At 39.8% G+C, this 16,690-nt stretch carries 15 protein-coding genes; 8 read left to right on the top strand and 7 right to left on the bottom strand.

Going from position 1 to position 16,690, the window contains the following annotated elements; translation table 11 throughout:
* Positions 1 to 130: 130 nt before the first annotated feature.
* On the top strand, positions 131 to 1,219 hold the full coding sequence (gene pdxA / locus JWR61_RS04295; RefSeq protein ID WP_301926616.1) for a 4-hydroxythreonine-4-phosphate dehydrogenase PdxA: 1,089 nt from the start codon (positions 131 to 133) through the stop codon (positions 1,217 to 1,219).
* 101 nt (positions 1,220 to 1,320) lie between these two features.
* On the opposite strand, the gene JWR61_RS04290 is transcribed toward pdxA, so the two are convergent.
* From JWR61_RS04290 to JWR61_RS04280, 3 genes are read right to left on the bottom strand one after another with little or no spacing between them, the layout of a single operon-like run.
* Positions 1,321 to 2,028 (bottom strand): hypothetical protein, encoded by a 708-nt coding sequence (locus JWR61_RS04290; protein WP_301926615.1) that lies wholly within the window; start codon positions 2,026 to 2,028, stop codon positions 1,321 to 1,323.
* An 11-nt stretch (positions 2,029 to 2,039) separates the two neighbouring features.
* Complete coding sequence (locus JWR61_RS04285) at positions 2,040 to 2,933, bottom strand: ABC transporter permease (RefSeq protein WP_301926614.1); 894 nt, start codon at positions 2,931 to 2,933, stop codon at positions 2,040 to 2,042.
* The gene (locus tag JWR61_RS04280) at positions 2,911 to 3,840 is read right to left on the bottom strand and encodes an ABC transporter ATP-binding protein (protein ID WP_301926613.1); all 930 of its coding nucleotides are present in this window, start codon (positions 3,838 to 3,840) and stop codon (positions 2,911 to 2,913) included. Before JWR61_RS04280 ends, JWR61_RS04285 begins: the two co-directional genes overlap by 23 nt.
* A gap of 424 nt (positions 3,841 to 4,264) precedes the next feature.
* Between JWR61_RS04280 and JWR61_RS04275 the strand changes: the two genes are divergently transcribed.
* A complete protein-coding gene (locus tag JWR61_RS04275; protein WP_301926612.1) occupies positions 4,265 to 4,642 on the top strand; it encodes a T9SS type A sorting domain-containing protein in 378 nt (125 codons plus the stop codon).
* A 54-nt stretch (positions 4,643 to 4,696) separates the two neighbouring features.
* Here JWR61_RS04275 and JWR61_RS04270 read toward each other — a convergent pair whose 3' ends face one another.
* The 4 genes from JWR61_RS04270 to JWR61_RS04255 form a co-directional block, all read right to left on the bottom strand.
* Positions 4,697 to 4,990, bottom strand: a complete 294-nt coding sequence (locus JWR61_RS04270; RefSeq protein WP_301926611.1) for a transcriptional regulator — start codon at positions 4,988 to 4,990, stop codon at positions 4,697 to 4,699.
* Positions 4,983 to 5,573, bottom strand: a complete 591-nt coding sequence (locus tag JWR61_RS04265) for a hypothetical protein (protein WP_301926610.1) — start codon at positions 5,571 to 5,573, stop codon at positions 4,983 to 4,985. The genes JWR61_RS04270 and JWR61_RS04265 overlap by 8 nt, the downstream gene beginning before the upstream one ends.
* A 294-nt stretch (positions 5,574 to 5,867) precedes the next feature.
* A complete protein-coding gene (locus JWR61_RS04260; protein ID WP_301926609.1) occupies positions 5,868 to 6,509 on the bottom strand; it encodes a hypothetical protein in 642 nt (213 codons plus the stop codon).
* Between the two features lie 37 nt (positions 6,510 to 6,546).
* Positions 6,547 to 8,799: a carboxypeptidase-like regulatory domain-containing protein gene (locus JWR61_RS04255; RefSeq protein WP_301926608.1), complete on the bottom strand. Its 2,253-nt coding sequence runs from the start codon at positions 8,797 to 8,799 to the stop codon at positions 6,547 to 6,549.
* A 487-nt stretch (positions 8,800 to 9,286) separates the two neighbouring features.
* On the opposite strand from JWR61_RS04255, the gene radA reads away from it, so the two are divergent.
* The 6 genes from radA to ricT all read left to right on the top strand — a co-directional run bounded on the left by radA (position 9,287) and on the right by ricT (position 16,651).
* A complete protein-coding gene (gene radA, locus JWR61_RS04250) occupies positions 9,287 to 10,669 on the top strand; it encodes a DNA repair protein RadA (protein WP_301926607.1) in 1,383 nt (460 codons plus the stop codon).
* Between the two features lie 164 nt (positions 10,670 to 10,833).
* The gene (locus JWR61_RS04245; RefSeq protein WP_290340555.1) at positions 10,834 to 11,430 is read left to right on the top strand and encodes a ComF family protein; all 597 of its coding nucleotides are present in this window, start codon (positions 10,834 to 10,836) and stop codon (positions 11,428 to 11,430) included.
* A 39-nt stretch (positions 11,431 to 11,469) separates the two neighbouring features.
* Positions 11,470 to 12,903, top strand: a complete 1,434-nt coding sequence (locus tag JWR61_RS04240) for a hypothetical protein (protein ID WP_301926606.1) — start codon at positions 11,470 to 11,472, stop codon at positions 12,901 to 12,903.
* Positions 12,904 to 13,017: 114 nt separating this feature from the next.
* Positions 13,018 to 13,524, top strand: a complete 507-nt coding sequence (locus tag JWR61_RS04235; protein ID WP_367881790.1) for a glutathione peroxidase — start codon at positions 13,018 to 13,020, stop codon at positions 13,522 to 13,524.
* Between the two features lie 102 nt (positions 13,525 to 13,626).
* Entirely contained in the window at positions 13,627 to 14,838 is a 1,212-nt protein-coding gene (locus JWR61_RS04230) for a hypothetical protein (protein ID WP_301926604.1), read from the top strand.
* A 289-nt stretch (positions 14,839 to 15,127) separates the two neighbouring features.
* Positions 15,128 to 16,651: a regulatory iron-sulfur-containing complex subunit RicT gene (gene ricT, locus JWR61_RS04225; RefSeq protein ID WP_301926603.1), complete on the top strand. Its 1,524-nt coding sequence runs from the start codon at positions 15,128 to 15,130 to the stop codon at positions 16,649 to 16,651.
* Positions 16,652 to 16,690 lie beyond the last annotated feature (39 nt).

Raw genomic sequence — 16,690 nt, 5'->3', positions numbered from 1 at the left:
AGATGCCTTGCTTAATTAGTTGCGACGGCAATATCTGTCTCCTTGAACATCGTTGTTAAACAAGCAGATTGCTTCCCTTAAACTATGTATTATACAATGTTGTATTTTTACACCTTAATTTTTTGCTGATATGATAAATGAAAATAAACCGGTAATCGGACTCTCGTGCGGTGATATCAATGGCATTGGCCTGGAACTGATCATAAAGACGGTGGGCGACGCCCGCCTCCTTGAAATATGCACGCCTGTGATATTTGCCAGTAATAAAGTATTGAACTTTTACCGTAAAGCCCTTTCAGATATTAATTTTAACTTTTCAACCATTAAGGATGCCAGCAGGGTAAATCACAAACAGGTAAATCTTTTTAGTTGCTGGGAAGAAGAAGTAGCGGTTACTCCCGGGTTGCTGAACGAGACCGGTGGAAAATATGCAGTAATCAGTTTGGTAACGGCTGCCCAGGCTTTAAAAGAAGGAAAAATCGATGGACTGGTAACAGCGCCGATTCATAAAAAAAATACCAATTCTGAAGCCTTTAATTTTACCGGTCATACGCCTTACCTTAAAAATTTATTTGAAGTGCCTGATGTAGTAATGCTGATGGTGGCTGAAAATATGCGGGTAGCATTGGTTACCGAGCATGTGCCTGTAAAAGATATTGCGCAGTTCATTACCAAAGAAGCCATACTCAGCAAATTGCACCTGCTGAATAACTCACTGAAAAAAGACTTTGGTATAGACAAACCAAAAATTGCTGTACTGGGTTTAAACCCGCATGCAGGCGATGAAGGCCTTGTCGGTAAAGAAGAAGAAGAGATCATAAAACCCGCCATCAAAGAAGCCAAGTTTAAAGACATATTTTGTTTTGGCCCTTATCCGGCAGATGCTTTTTTTGCCAGGGGACAATACGAAAAATTCGATGCGGTGCTGGCCATGTATCATGACCAGGGACTGATTCCTTTTAAATCGCTGGCCAATGGCGAAGGAGTTAATTATACCGCTGGTCTAAACGGCATACGTACCTCGCCTGACCATGGTGTTGCTTTTGATATTGCAGGCAAAAGCAAGGCTGATGAAGCCTCTTTCAGGGAAGCTGTTTTTAAATGCATTGATATCATTACAGCCAGAAAAGAATACGCCAGCCAGCATAAAAACCCTTTGAAGAAAATAAGTGCTGCATTTGTAGCCAATGCAAGAGATGAAAAAATTATTGAGGAATAATACTGGATGGTTGATGCATGATTTTTACAGACACTGCGATTTAATAACTTTAGCTTTTCGCTAAAGGCAGTAACACATCAGTAAATCCGCCATCAGAGATACTATTTAAATACATCTTCAGCAACGCCTTTATTAACCACGTAAGAGCTAAAAGTTATTTCAGCCTTACCATTTTTGCTCTTTGCTTTATCTGCCGCCGACCGGTTATTTTGGGTACCATCGTCAAAGTCAAACGTTACTCCCTTGGGCAGTTTATAATCCTTTGTATCAAAAGTAAAAACGATTTTATCGGGTAAACCAAAGGCGCTGTATTTTCCATAATTCATTTCCAGCTGGTAGCTGCCATTGGCCCTGGTAGTGGTTTTCGCTCTTCTTATTACCAGCGCAGCTTCGTCAATATACACCGTGGATAATACCACATCAGCATTATCATCCTCCGGTAATAACTTAACAATCCTTACCGTTGTATTGCCTATTTTATCTGTGCCTGCATCTATGGCGGTGTACTTTCCACCACTTAAAATATTATTCAGGTTAATGCTTACGGCTCCTTTGGGCACAAAGGAAATGCCTTTTTCATTTTTAATTTTTAGTTGATTGGGTTTTTTAAAATACACTTTTACATCTGCATCAGGCACTTTTAAAAAGGATACATTGGTGATCATCCTGGCGGTAGCTTCGTAATCATTTACCTTATCAATATTAAATTTCACTTTGGCGATTAGTGCATTTACATCCTGTGCCTGTACACAAACAAATGATATTAAAACGAGCACTACAAGGGTTGTTATTTTTTTTAAACGGATCATTTTATTATTATTTAGGATAGAATATCTTTCTTTTTAAAAACTACTACAGCGGCTGTTACCAATATAAAAATATGGGCTATTAAAATCAGTAAACTTTTACGGATGGCGGGCCAGTTTTCAAGGCTTCCGCGGATTGTTTTTCCATCTGCATCCGTACCAATATAAAAAAATCCTTTCCAGCCAACCAGGTAAGAAGTAAACAGAAACGGTTTTACATTTTTATCTATAATGGGTACATTGATGTTACTGATAATAGTGCATACAATTACAATGCAGACTGTAGCAATGATGGGTCCGATTGAGTTTTCAGCAAAGATAGACAGCAATAAAGAAAGTGCTGCTATCACAGTTAATGCTACCGTGGCATATGCAAAAGCTGCCAGGTAACGCCACATAATATCATCTTTTGTTATCAGCAATATCTGCGATTCATCCCCCTTTGATCTGAACACCAGCATATCGCCTGTTCCAAATATCAGCAGGCTCATGAACAGGGCCGTAACGGCCATCCAAAGCAATAAAAAAATGGTGAAAATAGTAGCAGCCGCAAACTTCACCAGTATCAATTGTGTCCGGCTAATGGGTTTGGATATCAGTAAACGAAGTGTTCCCATGTTGGCTTCACCGGAAATAGAATCAGCCGCAATCAGCGCTATTAAAATTGGCACCTGGATCAATAATGTATTCAAAATAATGTAACACATGAAATAGCCGTTGATAGCCTGAACCCTGTCGAAAGTAAAGGTATCTTTTACACTTTGCAACATCAGGTCCATGTAACTCTGACCATCTGCCTTAAATGCAAACTGAAAAATAAACACGATGGCCGCTACGGCTGCAAAAGCAATATAAGTTCTTGGCCGTTTAGATATTTTGAAAAGTTCAATTTGCAAAAGCGTCCACATTGCCGGATTGGGTTGTAAGTGATAAAAAATAATTTTCAAGGGAATGACTGGAGTTAACCGAAAGCAATTGTACGCCGCCCGATACAAGGAAATTAATCAGTTGTGGTACTTTTATTTTATCCATCATCAATTGCAACTGATTGCCGGGTTGTACAAATGCGGCCCATTGCGATTGTGCCAACAGATGTTTTGCAGTGGTATTGTCGAGAGTCTCAATTTCTATTAAGGTATGAGCCGGATCAAGCAGTGTTGCTACATTACCTTCTACCATTTTCTTTCCTTTATGCAATATGATCATCCGCGTTGCGATCAACTCAATTTCACTCAGCAGATGAGAAGAAATTAAAACAGTCTTTCCCATTTCCTTGCTAAGGCGTAAAATTAAATTTCTTATATCCGCTATTCCCTGGGGATCCAACCCGTTGGTCGGTTCATCCAAAATAATCAGCGCCGGGTTGTGTACCAGTGCAACAGCAATGCCTAAACGTTGCTTCATACCCTGACTGAAAGTTCTGACAGTATCTTTGGCTCGGTCTTCCAAACCAACCATTTGCAATTGTTGCATCAATAGCTGCCTGGTAACTTTTATACCACTCATTTTCGCGAAGATGGAAAGGTTATCGTAGGCAGATAAATATTTATACAGATCGGGTTTTTCTATTACCGCCCCTACCTGTTGCAGGATAGCAGACCGGTTAGCTGAAAGATCTTTTCCAAACAGTTTAATGTTTCCGGCTGTAGGATGTATCAGCGTAAGCAGCATGCGGATGGTAGTTGATTTACCAGCTCCATTTTGTCCCAGAAACCCGTAAATATCGCCCTGATTTACGGTGAATGACAAATCATTTACTGCCAGGATATCGCCGAATTTTTTTGATAAATGATTTACCTCTATGATCAATGACATATGCCTTTATTAATGACAAAGGTAAAACGGAAATAAAGAGCAATTGTTCAGGAGGCTTTTAAAATTGTCTTAAGCGCTGCCAATCGTTTTAAAGGATTGTATCCACTCAGAATCTGTTTTTATAAAGCTGGCAACCCGAAAAATAACGCTGCAACATTAAATTCAGCCATTATTGTTTGGGTAAATATTTTCGTCGAATTTATTGTAGAAAAAGTTGGTGGTTTGAAATAAAGTATTAGCTTTGTTTCAGAAAGATGCTTACCACACTTTCTTACAAGAACCACACAACTCTACAAAAAGTCTATTAATTTAGATTTCCTAATCCTGCTGAACTAAACTACTTCTTTAATCTCAATTTACTGTGTATTAACTACCTGAATTAATTATTCATTTAGCTTATTTCTTACTTCTAAATACACACAAGATGAAAACGATTTTTACCACTTTATTTGCAGTAATCGCTATTATTTCTGTTAATGCAAAAGGCAATTTTGATGTTGCTATACACACTTCATCTGTTTCCAGTTATACAAATGGTATTGAAAAAAAGGGCATCACCATTATGCCAAATGCTTCAACCAACGATGTAAAAGTTATTTTTACTTCAGACAAAGCTGCCACTGGTAAAGTGGTTGTATTAGATGAAACAGGTAAAAAAGTATTGCAGCAAAATGCAACAATATCAGCAGGAAAGAACAGCATCAATATTGATGATTTTCACAAACTGAACGAAGGAACTTATACCATTCAATTAATCAGCAACAACGAAACCTACACTTCCTCATTTATGATCTGGAAGTAAACTTATAAATTACCAGGCACAAACAAAAGCTCTTCTTTTAAAGGAAGGGCTTTTTTATTCTCCGCTGGGATTCATATAAGACTTCAGCGCATTAACATAAACTTCAAATGCTTCGATGCCTTTGGCTGATATTTTACAAACCGTTTGCGGGTAGTTGTCTTTGAACTGCTTTACTACTTCAATATAGCCCGCATCTTTTAATTTATTTATTTGCACACTCAGGTTACCGGCGGTGGAATTTGTCTTTTCTTTTAAAAAAGTGAATTCCGCTTCCTTAACACTGATCAGCAAACTAATAACAGCTAACCTGAGTTGTGAATGTAATATTGGATCCAGATCTTTAAACATGTACTTGCTGTTGCTTTTTATATCGTTTCCACAAAATTATTCCGGGTATTAGCCAGGCAAAAAGGCCGCAGGCAGCCATCAGCAACATATCTGTTTTAAACGGGGTATAAATGGAACAGATACTTATCGCCCAACAAGTAATTCCACCAATGATCATTGGCTTAAATTTAAAAATGCCTCCGGTAATAAAAGTTGGAATTCCGTATAACATCATAATCAGCGTGGTTGAACTTTCGCCACCCCAGCGACTGTTGTAAAATGAGGTTATAAAGATGCAGACTGTAAAACTAATCCAGATATAATGCATCGTTTCCTCATCATGACCTATAAATGTTTTCCCCCGTTTTTCTTTTATTGCAAAATATACCTGCGGCAAAAGTGCCAGCAATAAAAGCAGCCATATGTCAAACCCGATATCAATGTTAAACTCTATTTGCCCCCAGGTAATGATGCTGCAAAATATAATCAATATGCCCCACACAATGCTGGCAATGCCTTTGGAAACGTAACTCCGCTTAGCTTTTCCAATCATCTCTCCTATAAGCTGCAGGCTTTCTTCTGTTGAAAATTGCTGTTCCTTCATTTAATTCAATTTTTATTTTTTGTATTGCTTCGACCTAATTATTCTGTAACAATGAAGTCAGTCATTATAATGATACAAGTACACTTTATTTTTTTAGAAAGTATTGCAATAAAGAGCCATAAAAACCACCCATCCCCACAAAAGAAAAAAAACACTGCTGTCGGCAACAGTGTTTTTTGTTTTGGAAATCATGTTCTGAATTAAATCAATACTTTGTTGCGGAGAAAAATTTTCCTGTTCCATATTTAAAGGCGTTGAAAGTATAGCAAACAATTACTATTGTGATCTGAAAAATTATTTACAATCTTTAATCAGTGATTCAGTTCTTTCCTTTCCCCAGTTCGGACTGATATCATTGGCAGGTTTAAAAGTTGCGTATTTATCCAAAGCAGTCTGCAACTGAGGTTTAGCCGTTTTGCATCCGCCTCCAAACTGCTCGGGTGTATACTTTAAACCCTGGCCCTTTAAAAAATATGGTCGCGGATTGGTGGCATCCTGTTGCATGGCAGCTTCCATATTGCTGTTGCTTTCCTGGCCATACTCCTGCCACCGTTGCATGGGATTTACCATCATGTGGCAACTGGCGATCATACTCTTAATGCAGGATATTTCTGAATTGTTTGGCGAAAGCGAATCTGCTTTTGCAATCAGTTCAGTAGCCTTATCTGCATAGCCATCTATTTTGTCTTTATCCTGTTCCATAAAACCATAGTTTACCTGGCAAAAGGCCGCGTAATAATAGGGCAGCCATTGATTTTTTTCTGCATTGGCAATGCGCTCAAAATTATTGGCAACATTTAAAATATCCGGAGGGTTTTTAAAACTGCTGTCCATTGCTGCAAGATTTTTTTTCATTGCAGCAGTAAACTTTTCACTTTGTGCAAACGAGGCTACTGCTGTAAGTAATACGAATGCGGAGATAAATAATTTTTTCATTTTTTTTTGATTTTAATTGGTGTTGGTTGAATAAACTCTATAAATTATTGTTGATGGCATCCTGTGTTCTGTCCATACCAAAACTCAGGAAACAGCCGATAAAAACAAAACGTTTACTGGGCGGTGTTACCGCTTCTTTTCTGCTGCCCTCATAGCTATAGTTATAATTGTAAATGATATTTTGTCCCAGTACATTGGTTACTCCCAATACCCAAACTGCAAATGTCCTGGCGTCTTTTTTACCAATATTCGGCAACCAGTTTACACTAAAACTCATGCTGTTGTAGTTGATGGTTTTGCCTGCATCTGTAATCATATATTTATCACTCGCATTTTTGGCAATGCGGTAATAAGGCCGGCCCGTTGCAAAATTATAACTCAGGTTAAACTGTGTTTTTAAAGGCAGAAAAAAACGTTTAAACACAAATGCGGCAGTATGTGTAGCAGCAAAGGATGGTTGTATCGCCGTAGGGTAGTTTAGAAAATCTCTTTTGGTGTTGAGATATGAATAAGACAACCAATAGTCCACATTTTTGATTGTTTTTTTATCCCGCCAAAAAAATTCTATCCCCCTGGCATCGCCATAACCATTGTTATTTGCGGCTATTTCCCGGCCACCAATACTGCTGTCTGTTTTATACAGGTTACTGTATTTTTTGTAAAACAACTCTGTCCGTAAAGTATAGTTTTTTGTTTGTTTGGAATATTGAAAAATATAGTGACTGGCCCTTGAATAGTCAAGCCCCGCAAGACCTGGCAAATATTTTCTTTCGGGGTTTTGATAAAAGATGCCATAGGCAAATGATGCCTGGCTGTTTGCACCCACCTTATATGCCAGCGAAATTCGCGGCGCAATATTCCATTTGTCAATAATGGTTGAATGTTCCAGGCGGCTGCCAATTTTTGCGGCCAAATTATTGGTTACATAAATATCTGTTTCTGCAAACGCTGCAAGCAGGTGATCGTTTACCTGCTGTGTAAATTTTGTACCATCATATAAAGTGTAAGTAGATTTTTCGTTACTGTAAAAATAATCGGTTCCAAAACGGATGGCATTTAAACCAAACAATTTCTTTTCAAAAACCACTCTTGCCTGTGCATATCTGGCCTTATTGAGCAGGTTAAAATTCTTATAATTGAATAAAGGATTGGTTCCGGTAAATTTTCCGTTGTCAGCATCCTGTATTTCGTTTACAATATCATCTTTATTGGTGCTGAAGCTGATGCCGGTATTTATTTTCCAGCCATTGCCAATTCTGTCCTTCCAGCTAATGTTTTGGTAGGTATTGATATTGTTGATGGAAAAAGCATCTTTCAGAATAGCGGAATCAATATCCGGCGAACGAAACCCGGTTTTGTTGGTACTGATATACCCGTAATATTTTATAAAACCACCGTTTTTCGTTTTTATCCTGAAATTGGCGTCTGCTTGTTTTGCAAGCGGCACCTGGAAGAAATCCTGTTTTTGTTTTATCACATTAAATGCAAGCCAAAGATTGGTGTAATTAACAGACACGCCCCAGGATGATTTTTTATCTTTTGACAAATGCTGGATACCGCCGCCCACACCCACAACCGAAATGCCCAGGTCAGCCTCGGTCTTTTCAGGCAGGTCTTTGCTTTCAAGTATCAATGCAGATGACAGTGCCTGTCCGTACAGGGCAGAGTAACCACCAGTGCTGAAGATCGTGCCTTTAAATAAAAACGGGTTAAAACGGCCTCTTGTAGCCATGCCCGGTGTACTGCTGAAAAAAAAGTTATTTACCAGGTTTCCATCCATAAAAATCTTGCTTTCAGTGGCTGTGCCTCCCCTTACAAATAACCCCTCGCTCTCTCCTACCTGCTGAGTTCCGGGCAGTGATTTAAAGGCGCTGGTAACATCACCATTTGCACTTGGAGTAGTTACAATGTCAATATCACTCAATACCGCACCCTTGTTCTTGTCACTTGCTTCAAATGAACCAGCCGAAATTACCACGGCCTTCAATTCGGTAATTTGTTCCTTCATTGAGAGATTCAGGGTAACAGGGCTATCACCTAGCACTATTTTCTGAGATATGGCATAATATCCTGATATGGTGACTTCCAATTGCTGTTCTCCCTTTTCATCTGTAGAAAAAGAATAATGGCCCGTGGAATCCGTTGTCGCACCATCGTAGGTATTTTTTAAAGCTACGCTTACTCCCCTAAGCGCTTTATTTTTATTGTCAGTAACACGCCCGGAAATAGAAATTTGAGCTGTTAAAGGTAAAAAATGAAAGAAAAAAATAACGGATAATGCTGTCTTCATCGCCTTACAATTTCATCACAAACGTAAAGTAGTTTATTTTATAAACCAAATTAAATTATTTATTTTTTGGCTCGTTTCTCCTTAATAAAATTACATTTTAGAGCGTTGAATTTTACTCTATTAATTTGATAATCATGTATTTAGATGCGTTCAAATTTGAGTTCTGTCGCCAGCAATATGGTTGAAAACTTATTAACATCCCAAAAGATTTATTTTTTTATGTGGGCGCAATTTGTAATTTAGCAATAGAATTTAATGGGTTAGTAAGTACAAAGGGTCAGCAGAAATGTTGACCCTTTTACTTTTACAACTATTTTAATTACAGGCCATTTTCTTCCTTACATCTTTGTTATTTTTTGCCTTTTTTTAAGTCTTGAATTTTTCTAAAAAATATTTTCTGATGCGATGTACTGCACGCTATTTTTTTAAGCATTATTGTTTTTAAAAAATAAATGCTGGTAATTTTTTTACGTTTTAATTTTACCGGATGAGTAAAACCAAGTCAGCATTTTTTTGTCAGAGTTGCGGATATGAAAGTACCAAGTGGACCGGCAAATGTCCATCATGTAATAACTGGAATACTTTTGTTGAGGAAGTAATTGTTAAGGGAAATGACAAACAGGAAATCAATGAATGGAAAGAATACAATGGTGTTGGAAAATTGAAAACCATTTCCATTAATGATGTAAGCAGTGCAGAAGAAAAAAGAATCATTACAAAAGATGCTGAAGTAAACCGCGTACTGGGAGGCGGCATTGTTATGGGCAGCATTGTCCTCGTGGCTGGCGAACCCGGCATTGGCAAGTCCACTTTATTTTTACAAATAGGGCTTCAGTTGAACGACGTGGTAACATTATACATCAGTGGTGAAGAAAGTGAACAGCAGATCAAAATGCGGGCAGACCGGGTAGGCATTAAGAGCGATCATTTTTACCTGCTTACAGAAACCAATACGCAGACCATTTTCCAGGAAATAAAAAAATTGAAACCACAGCTTGTAATTGTCGACAGCATACAAACATTGCAATCGCCTTTTGTTGAAAGTGGTCCCGGCAGCGTGAGCCAGATTAGAGAATGTGCCGCTGAACTGCAACGCTTCGCCAAAGAAACCAACACACCTGTTTTTCTGATTGGCCACATCACAAAGGATGGAAGCATTGCGGGTCCGAAAATACTGGAACATATGGTAGACACCGTATTGCAGTTTGAGGGCGACCGTCATTATGCTTACCGCATTTTACGCACTCTAAAAAACCGTTTCGGTTCAACTGCCGAACTGGGCATTTATGAAATGACCGGTGATGGTATGCGGGCAGTAACCAATCCATCCGAAATATTAATCACGCAGAAGGAAGAACAACTGAGTGGTATTGCCATTGCAGCAACCATCGAAGGCATACGGCCGCTGTTGATAGAAGGACAAGCGCTTGTAACGCAAAGTGTGTATGGCACGCCGCAAAGAACCGTTAGTGGTTTTGATTTGCGCAGGCTTCAATTGTTGCTGGCAGTGCTGGAAAAAAGGGGTGGCTTCCACTTTGGTGTTAAAGATGTATTTGTAAATATTGCCGGTGGTATAAAAATAGAAGATCCTTCCATTGACCTCGCCATTGTATGTGCCCTGTTGAGCAGTTACGAAGATGTTCCGGTGAACCAGCATTACTGCTTTGCCGGCGAAGTGGGTTTGAGCGGTGAGATAAGAGCGGTAAACCGCATTGAACAACGCATTGCCGAAGCAGAAAAACTGGGCTTTGAAAAAATTATTGTTAGTAAGTACAATGCCAAATCGCTGGGCAAAGTAAAAGGAGGCGGTTCAGGTATTGAAATAGTTCCTTTGGCAAAAGTGGAAGAGTTGTATCAATATTTGTTTTAAAAAAATGACAGCTCAGCCAAAAGCTTTGATTCCGAAATGGTTTGCTGTACATTTAATATGTGCCTTTTTTTAAAACCATATTATCAGATACCGTTCATCTTTTTTACCCGCATATATGTACCGGGTGCGGCAGTGATCTGTTAAATCCAGATAGCCTGCTGTGTTTGAAATGTATCACCAATTTACCGACTACTAATTTTGCGCTGTATGCCAACAACCCGGTAGAGAAAATATTCTGGGGGCGTATACCATTAACCGCTGCACACAGTGAATACTATTTTTCTAAAAACGCTCTTATACAACAACTCATTCACCAGTTAAAATACAAACGTAATACCAGCATCGGAATGTATTTAGGTGAGCTGATGGGTAAAAGTCTGGTAGAAAGCAATCGCTTTGATACAGTAGATGCATTGATACCTTTACCGCTTTATCCTGACAAAGAAAGAAAACGCGGCTATAACCAGGCAGCAATTATTTGCGATGGGATGTCATCAGTAATGAATATTCCAGTTATTAAAAACAATGTGCTTCGCCAGCGCTATACAGACACGCAAACAAAAAAGCACCGCATTGAAAGATGGGAAAATGTAGCGGGTAGTTTTACTTGTAAAATACCTGGCCAGCTATCCGGCAAACATCTCTTGCTGGTTGATGATGTCGTTACGACTGGAGCCACGTTGGAGGCTTGCGGCAGTACAATTGCTGCGATTGAAAACGTACAACTGAGCATTGCAACACTGGCTCATGCACCCAAATAAAAGCATACCATTAATAAAGCGGCAATTAACTATTTTTGAATGATGAAGCAAAGTACTCCAAATATTTTCAGGCTGCGATTTATCGCAAGTCTGTTGATTACGATGTGCTGCCTGCTTTTTTCTTCCTGCCAGAAAGATTCATTTATCACCAGTCAAAATGCACAGCTGTCAACGAGTGTAGATAGTCTGAAATATGATACTGTTTTTACAAGTATTGGTTCCATTACGCAGTCATTTAAAATCAGCAATCCTAACAATCAAAAATTGTTATTGAGTACAGTTAAACTGATGGCCGGTCCTGCATCTGCTTTTAAAATAAATATCAACGGTTCACCTGCTGATGAAGCAAGCAATATCGAGATTGCTGCCAATGATAGTATTTATGTTTTTGTTACAATACATGTTAATCCAACGCTCAGTAATCTTCCCTTTGTTGTACGGGACAGCATCATGATAAGTTATAACGGAAACACCCGCTTTGTACAATTGCAGGCGTATGGACAAAATGCCAATTTTTTAAAAAGCCGGGTAATTAAAGGGGATGTAGAATGGAGCAGCCCGCTGCCTTATGTATTGCTCGGCAGTTTGCATATTGAAAGCGGCGCCACACTTACGATAGACTCCGGGTGCAAAATATATTCTCATGCAGATGCACCCATCATTGTGGATGGTACACTCATCATAAATGGTACAAAAGAAAAGAAGGTAATTTTTAGCGGCGACCGGCTGGATGCGGATTATAAAAGTTTACCCGCCAGCTGGCCGGGCATTTATTTCAGGGAAAGCAGTAAGAACAATGTGTTGACTTATGCCGTTGTAAAAAATGCCTACCAGGCGGTGGTAGCTGAAAAACCATCTGTAAACAGCAACCCAAAATTGGTGTTACATCAATGTATCATTGACAATGCGTATGATGCCGGCCTGCTTTGTGTTAATTCAAGCATTGATGCTGATAATAGCTTAATCACCAATTGTGGCACCAATATCGGTTTAACCTATGGCGGAAAATATCATCTTACCAACTGTACTGTGGCGGCTTATTCCACTTCTTATATTACGCATAAAAAACCTGTGCTGACAGTGACAGATTATGCTACCTTAAATGGCGCAACCCTGTCGGCAGATTTGAATGCAGTATTTCGCAATTGTATTTTCTGGAGCGATAACAGCAGTGTAGATAATGAAGTTGTTACAGATAAACAAGGTTCAGGTGCATTTAATGTATTGTTCGACCATTGCCTGTATAAAGCAAAAGAAGATCCCGTAAATGCTACAATTACCGAAGCGGTAAAGAACCAGGATCCATTATTTGATTCGGTAGATGTTGCCAAACAACTGTTCGATTTTCATATCAATAATAGGCTGGCCCCGGGAATTGACAAGGGAATTGGTGGCACTGGTTTTGTGAAAGATCTGGATGATAACAAACGGTCGGTAGGCTTGCCGGATATCGGTTGTTATGAAAAACAATAAAAATTAAACAAACCGTTATTTTATACGTTATAAACCAAAATCAATTGTATGATCAAATTATTATCTGTCAGCTTTGCGCTTTTGTTTAGTGCAACCACTACTAAAAACACATCGATGCAAAACCCAAATCCATCTTCTGCCACGGTTGCTTCCAAATCAATCTATGATTTCAAAGTAGAAGCCCTTGACGGCAGCACCATTGACTTTGCCAAATTCAAAGGCAAAAAAATCTTGATTGTAAACACAGCTTCTGCCTGTGGATTTACGCCGCAATATGAAGGTTTAGAGGCTTTATACAAAAAATACCAGGACAAACTGGTTATTGTAGGTTTTCCTGCGAATAACTTCGGCGGACAGGAACCTGGCACAAACGGAGAAATAAAAGAATTTTGCAAAAAGAACTATGGCGTTACTTTTCCAATGGCAGCAAAAATTTCTGTAAAAGGAGATGATACAGCGCCCATTTATAAATGGCTTTGCAACAAAAGTGAAAATGGCGTTTTGGATGCAACAATAACCTGGAACTTTAATAAATTTTTGCTGGATGAAAACGGACGCATTGTTACCAAATTTGACAGCAAGGTTACCCCGATGAGCGACGAGCTGACCAGTAAATTATAAAATTACATACAACAGTTTGAAAGCGGTATCTCATTGGTGCCGCTTTTTTATTTGCCAATAATTGCTGCTTTTGTTAAACCCGTTAAAAACTATATTTGCACCGTGCAATTCAATAATATAACAGGTCAGAAAGAAACAAAGGAACAGCTGGTACAAATGGTGCAACACAACCGCCTAAGCCATGCGCTGCTTTTTTTGGGGAAAGAGGGAAGCGGCGCATTATCGCTCGCCATGGCATTTGCGCAGTATATCGTTTGCGAAAAAGTAAATGGCAAAAAAGAAACTCCGGGACCATCTTTGTTTGGAGAAGAACCTTCTGTATCCGAAGCAATCAATACACAGCTTGATTCCTGTGGTGTTTGCGCTGCCTGCACAAAAGCGAACCAGTTAATGCATCCTGATATACATTACTCCTACCCCGTAATTACCAAAAAAGCGGGTCAGACTCCTGTAAGTACCGATTTTATTGCTGAATGGAGGGAGTTTTTCTCGGCTAACCCTTACGGCAATGTGTATGACTGGCTGCAATTTATACATGCCGAAAACAAGCAAGGCAATATTACCGCTGAAGAATGCAATGATATTAACCGAAAAATCAGTTTAAAGAGTTTTGAAAGCCAATACAAGATCCTGATTATATGGATGCCGGAATACCTCACTAAAAATGGTAATAAATTATTAAAGCTGATTGAAGAACCACCACCGAATACCCTGTTTATTTTGGTGGCAGAAAATGAGGCGATGATTTTGCCCACGATTTTGTCCAGAACGCAACTGGTAAAAATTCCACTACTCAGTAATTTGGAAATTGAAGCGTCGCTGGAATTGAAAGGCGGCGTGGCAATGGAAAAAGCACGGCAAGTGGCAGCTTTAAGCGAAGGAAATTACCGGGAAGCGCTGCAATTGTTACAACATGTGGAAGACGACTGGCAGGCAACCGTTAGAGAATGGTTAAATCTGCTGGTGAAAAAAAACCTCGCAGGCCAGGTAAAATGGGTGGAGGAGATGAGCAAGCAGGGCCGGGAAAAACAAAAACAATTTTTAAAATACTTTACCCATTTGCTGGAACAGGCCATTCGCATCAAAAGCATTCCTTCGCTTTTAGACAACGCAAATACAGGTAGTAACGAGCAGGACTTTGCCCTTCGCCTGAATAAATTGTGCAGTATTCCCCAGCAGGAAGCTATAATAAATGAACTTGATAAAGCCAGTTATTATGTTGAACGCAACGCAAACGGCAAAATGCTCTTTCATGCCCTTTCAATTAAGTTGTATCATATTATTAGTAACAATTCGTTAATTTTGATAAATTGAGGAAAGTGACCGGTGAGGTTGGAATTTAGAGAAAGATGATTGTTGATTAAAAAACTTTCTCTTCAGTAGTTAACATTGTATGTCGATCCCGATAATTCGGGAAGCTTTTAGTTATACAAAAGCCTGAAAGTGCGCAAGCATCAGTAATATTTTACACAGGTTAAATGGGCCGTTCAATATATAACTGTAGTACAAGAGTGCGACGCCAATGAAGCCTGATACTAATTCTCCTGCCTGGTTCAACAAAATTTCCCCTCAGCATTATTCATTTTTTTAACTACTCAGGTATATGGGATGTGGAAGTTGTGGAACAAGTAAAGACGGCGCACCGGGCGGTTGCCAGAGCCATGGCAGCTGCAGCAGCGGTGGTTGCAACCGTATGAACGTGCATGACTGGCTGGCCAACCTGCCCTTTAGCGACCCGGAAAGTGGCTGCAGGATTGTGGAAGTTAGTTTTAATAATGGCAGCCGTAAGGACTATTTTAAAAATACTACTACTTATTTTTTTGAAAAGGGAGATATGGTTGCGCTGGAAGGCGTAAGTGGTTTTGATATTGGCAGCGTGAATTTAACAGGCGAACTGGTGCGGTTGCAGCTGAAAAAAAATAATATTAAGGAAGACAGCGCTGATATAAAAAAGATTCTGCGCAGGGCCAACGAGACCGACCTGAATAAATGGAAAGAAACAAAGGCAAGGGAAAAAGACGTGATGATCCGAAGCCGGGCCATTGCCAAGCAGCTAAGGCTGGAGATGAAGGTGGCCGAGGTAGAAATTCAGGCAGACGGTCGTAAAGCCACTTTTTTTTACATAGCCGATGACAGGGTTGACTTCAGAGAACTGATTAAAATCTATGCTGGTGAATTTAAGGTAAAGGTAGAGATGAAGCAGATTGGCGCCCGGCAGGAAGCTGGCAAAGTGGGCGGAATAGGAAGCTGCGGCCGTGAACTTTGCTGCAGTACCTGGCTTACCGATTTTAAAAGTGTAAATACCAACGCAGCCCGTTACCAGAATTTAAGCATTAACCAAACCAAATTAAGCGGGCAGTGCGGCCGTTTAAAATGCTGTTTGAATTACGAGCTGGATACATACCTGGATGCTTTACAACATTTTCCCGATGATTGTGACATGATTGAAGTAGCAAGGAGCAGGGCATTTTTGGTTAAAAAAGATATTTTCCGCAACCTGATGTGGTATACCATGCCAGACAGTAATAAACAATATCCCCTGACTATTGAAAGGGTAAAAAAAATAAAGGCACTTAACCAACAGGGTATTAAGCCCGAAGAACTGGAAACTGTAGAAGTCGTAAGCAAAAAGCCGCTTGAAATTGAGCCTACCTATGCAGATGTAGTGGGACAAATCAGTTTAAAAAGCCTGGAAAAAACAAGTCGTAAACGCCGGGATATGGAACGTGGTCCGCAACAACAAAGGCAGCCGCAAAACCGCAACAATCAGCCACAGCAGGATAACAACCGGCCACAACAAAACAGGCAGCCACAAGGTCGCGACGGGCGTGCACCGCAACAAAACAAAGATGGTAACAGGGGCAACCAGCAGCAACGGGGTAACCAGCAACAACAAAAGCCGCAGCAAAAAAGAGAAGGACAGGATCATCAGCGGCCAAACCAACAGCAAAGGCCGCCTCAGCAAAACCGCAACGAACAACGGCCCCAGCAGAAAAGAGAAGGACAGGGTCAGCGACCGCCAAACCAACGCGGTAACCAGCCGCAACGGCCGCCTCAAAAACAGGATAACCGGTCGCAGCCGGGACCTGACCAACCAGCAGAAAACAAAGAAGAAAAAAATACTTAATTAATAAACTGAAACGTCGGGTATTTATACCTGACGTTT

The sequence above is a fragment of the Ferruginibacter sp. genome (assembly GCF_028288465.1).
Classification (GTDB): Bacteria; Bacteroidota; Bacteroidia; order Chitinophagales; family Chitinophagaceae; genus Ferruginibacter.
The sequence above is the reverse complement of the archived record's forward strand: the minus strand, read 5'-3'. Positions and strand labels throughout refer to the sequence as shown.

Coding starts and splice junctions, on each gene's coding strand:
- pdxA (WP_301926616.1), top strand. CDS start 131: ATGATAAATGAAAATAAACCGGTAATCGGACTCTCGTGCGGTGATATC.
- JWR61_RS04290 (WP_301926615.1), bottom strand. CDS start 2,028: ATGATCCGTTTAAAAAAAATAACAACCCTTGTAGTGCTCGTTTTAATA.
- JWR61_RS04285 (WP_301926614.1), bottom strand. CDS start 2,933: ATGTGGACGCTTTTGCAAATTGAACTTTTCAAAATATCTAAACGGCCA.
- JWR61_RS04280 (WP_301926613.1), bottom strand. CDS start 3,840: ATGTCATTGATCATAGAGGTAAATCATTTATCAAAAAAATTCGGCGAT.
- JWR61_RS04275 (WP_301926612.1), top strand. CDS start 4,265: ATGAAAACGATTTTTACCACTTTATTTGCAGTAATCGCTATTATTTCT.
- JWR61_RS04270 (WP_301926611.1), bottom strand. CDS start 4,990: ATGTTTAAAGATCTGGATCCAATATTACATTCACAACTCAGGTTAGCT.
- JWR61_RS04265 (WP_301926610.1), bottom strand. CDS start 5,573: ATGAAGGAACAGCAATTTTCAACAGAAGAAAGCCTGCAGCTTATAGGA.
- JWR61_RS04260 (WP_301926609.1), bottom strand. CDS start 6,509: ATGAAAAAATTATTTATCTCCGCATTCGTATTACTTACAGCAGTAGCC.
- JWR61_RS04255 (WP_301926608.1), bottom strand. CDS start 8,799: ATGAAGACAGCATTATCCGTTATTTTTTTCTTTCATTTTTTACCTTTA.
- radA (WP_301926607.1), top strand. CDS start 9,287: ATGAGTAAAACCAAGTCAGCATTTTTTTGTCAGAGTTGCGGATATGAA.
- JWR61_RS04240 (WP_301926606.1), top strand. CDS start 11,470: ATGATGAAGCAAAGTACTCCAAATATTTTCAGGCTGCGATTTATCGCA.
- JWR61_RS04235 (WP_367881790.1), top strand. CDS start 13,018: ATGCAAAACCCAAATCCATCTTCTGCCACGGTTGCTTCCAAATCAATC.
- ricT (WP_301926603.1), top strand. CDS start 15,128: ATGGGATGTGGAAGTTGTGGAACAAGTAAAGACGGCGCACCGGGCGGT.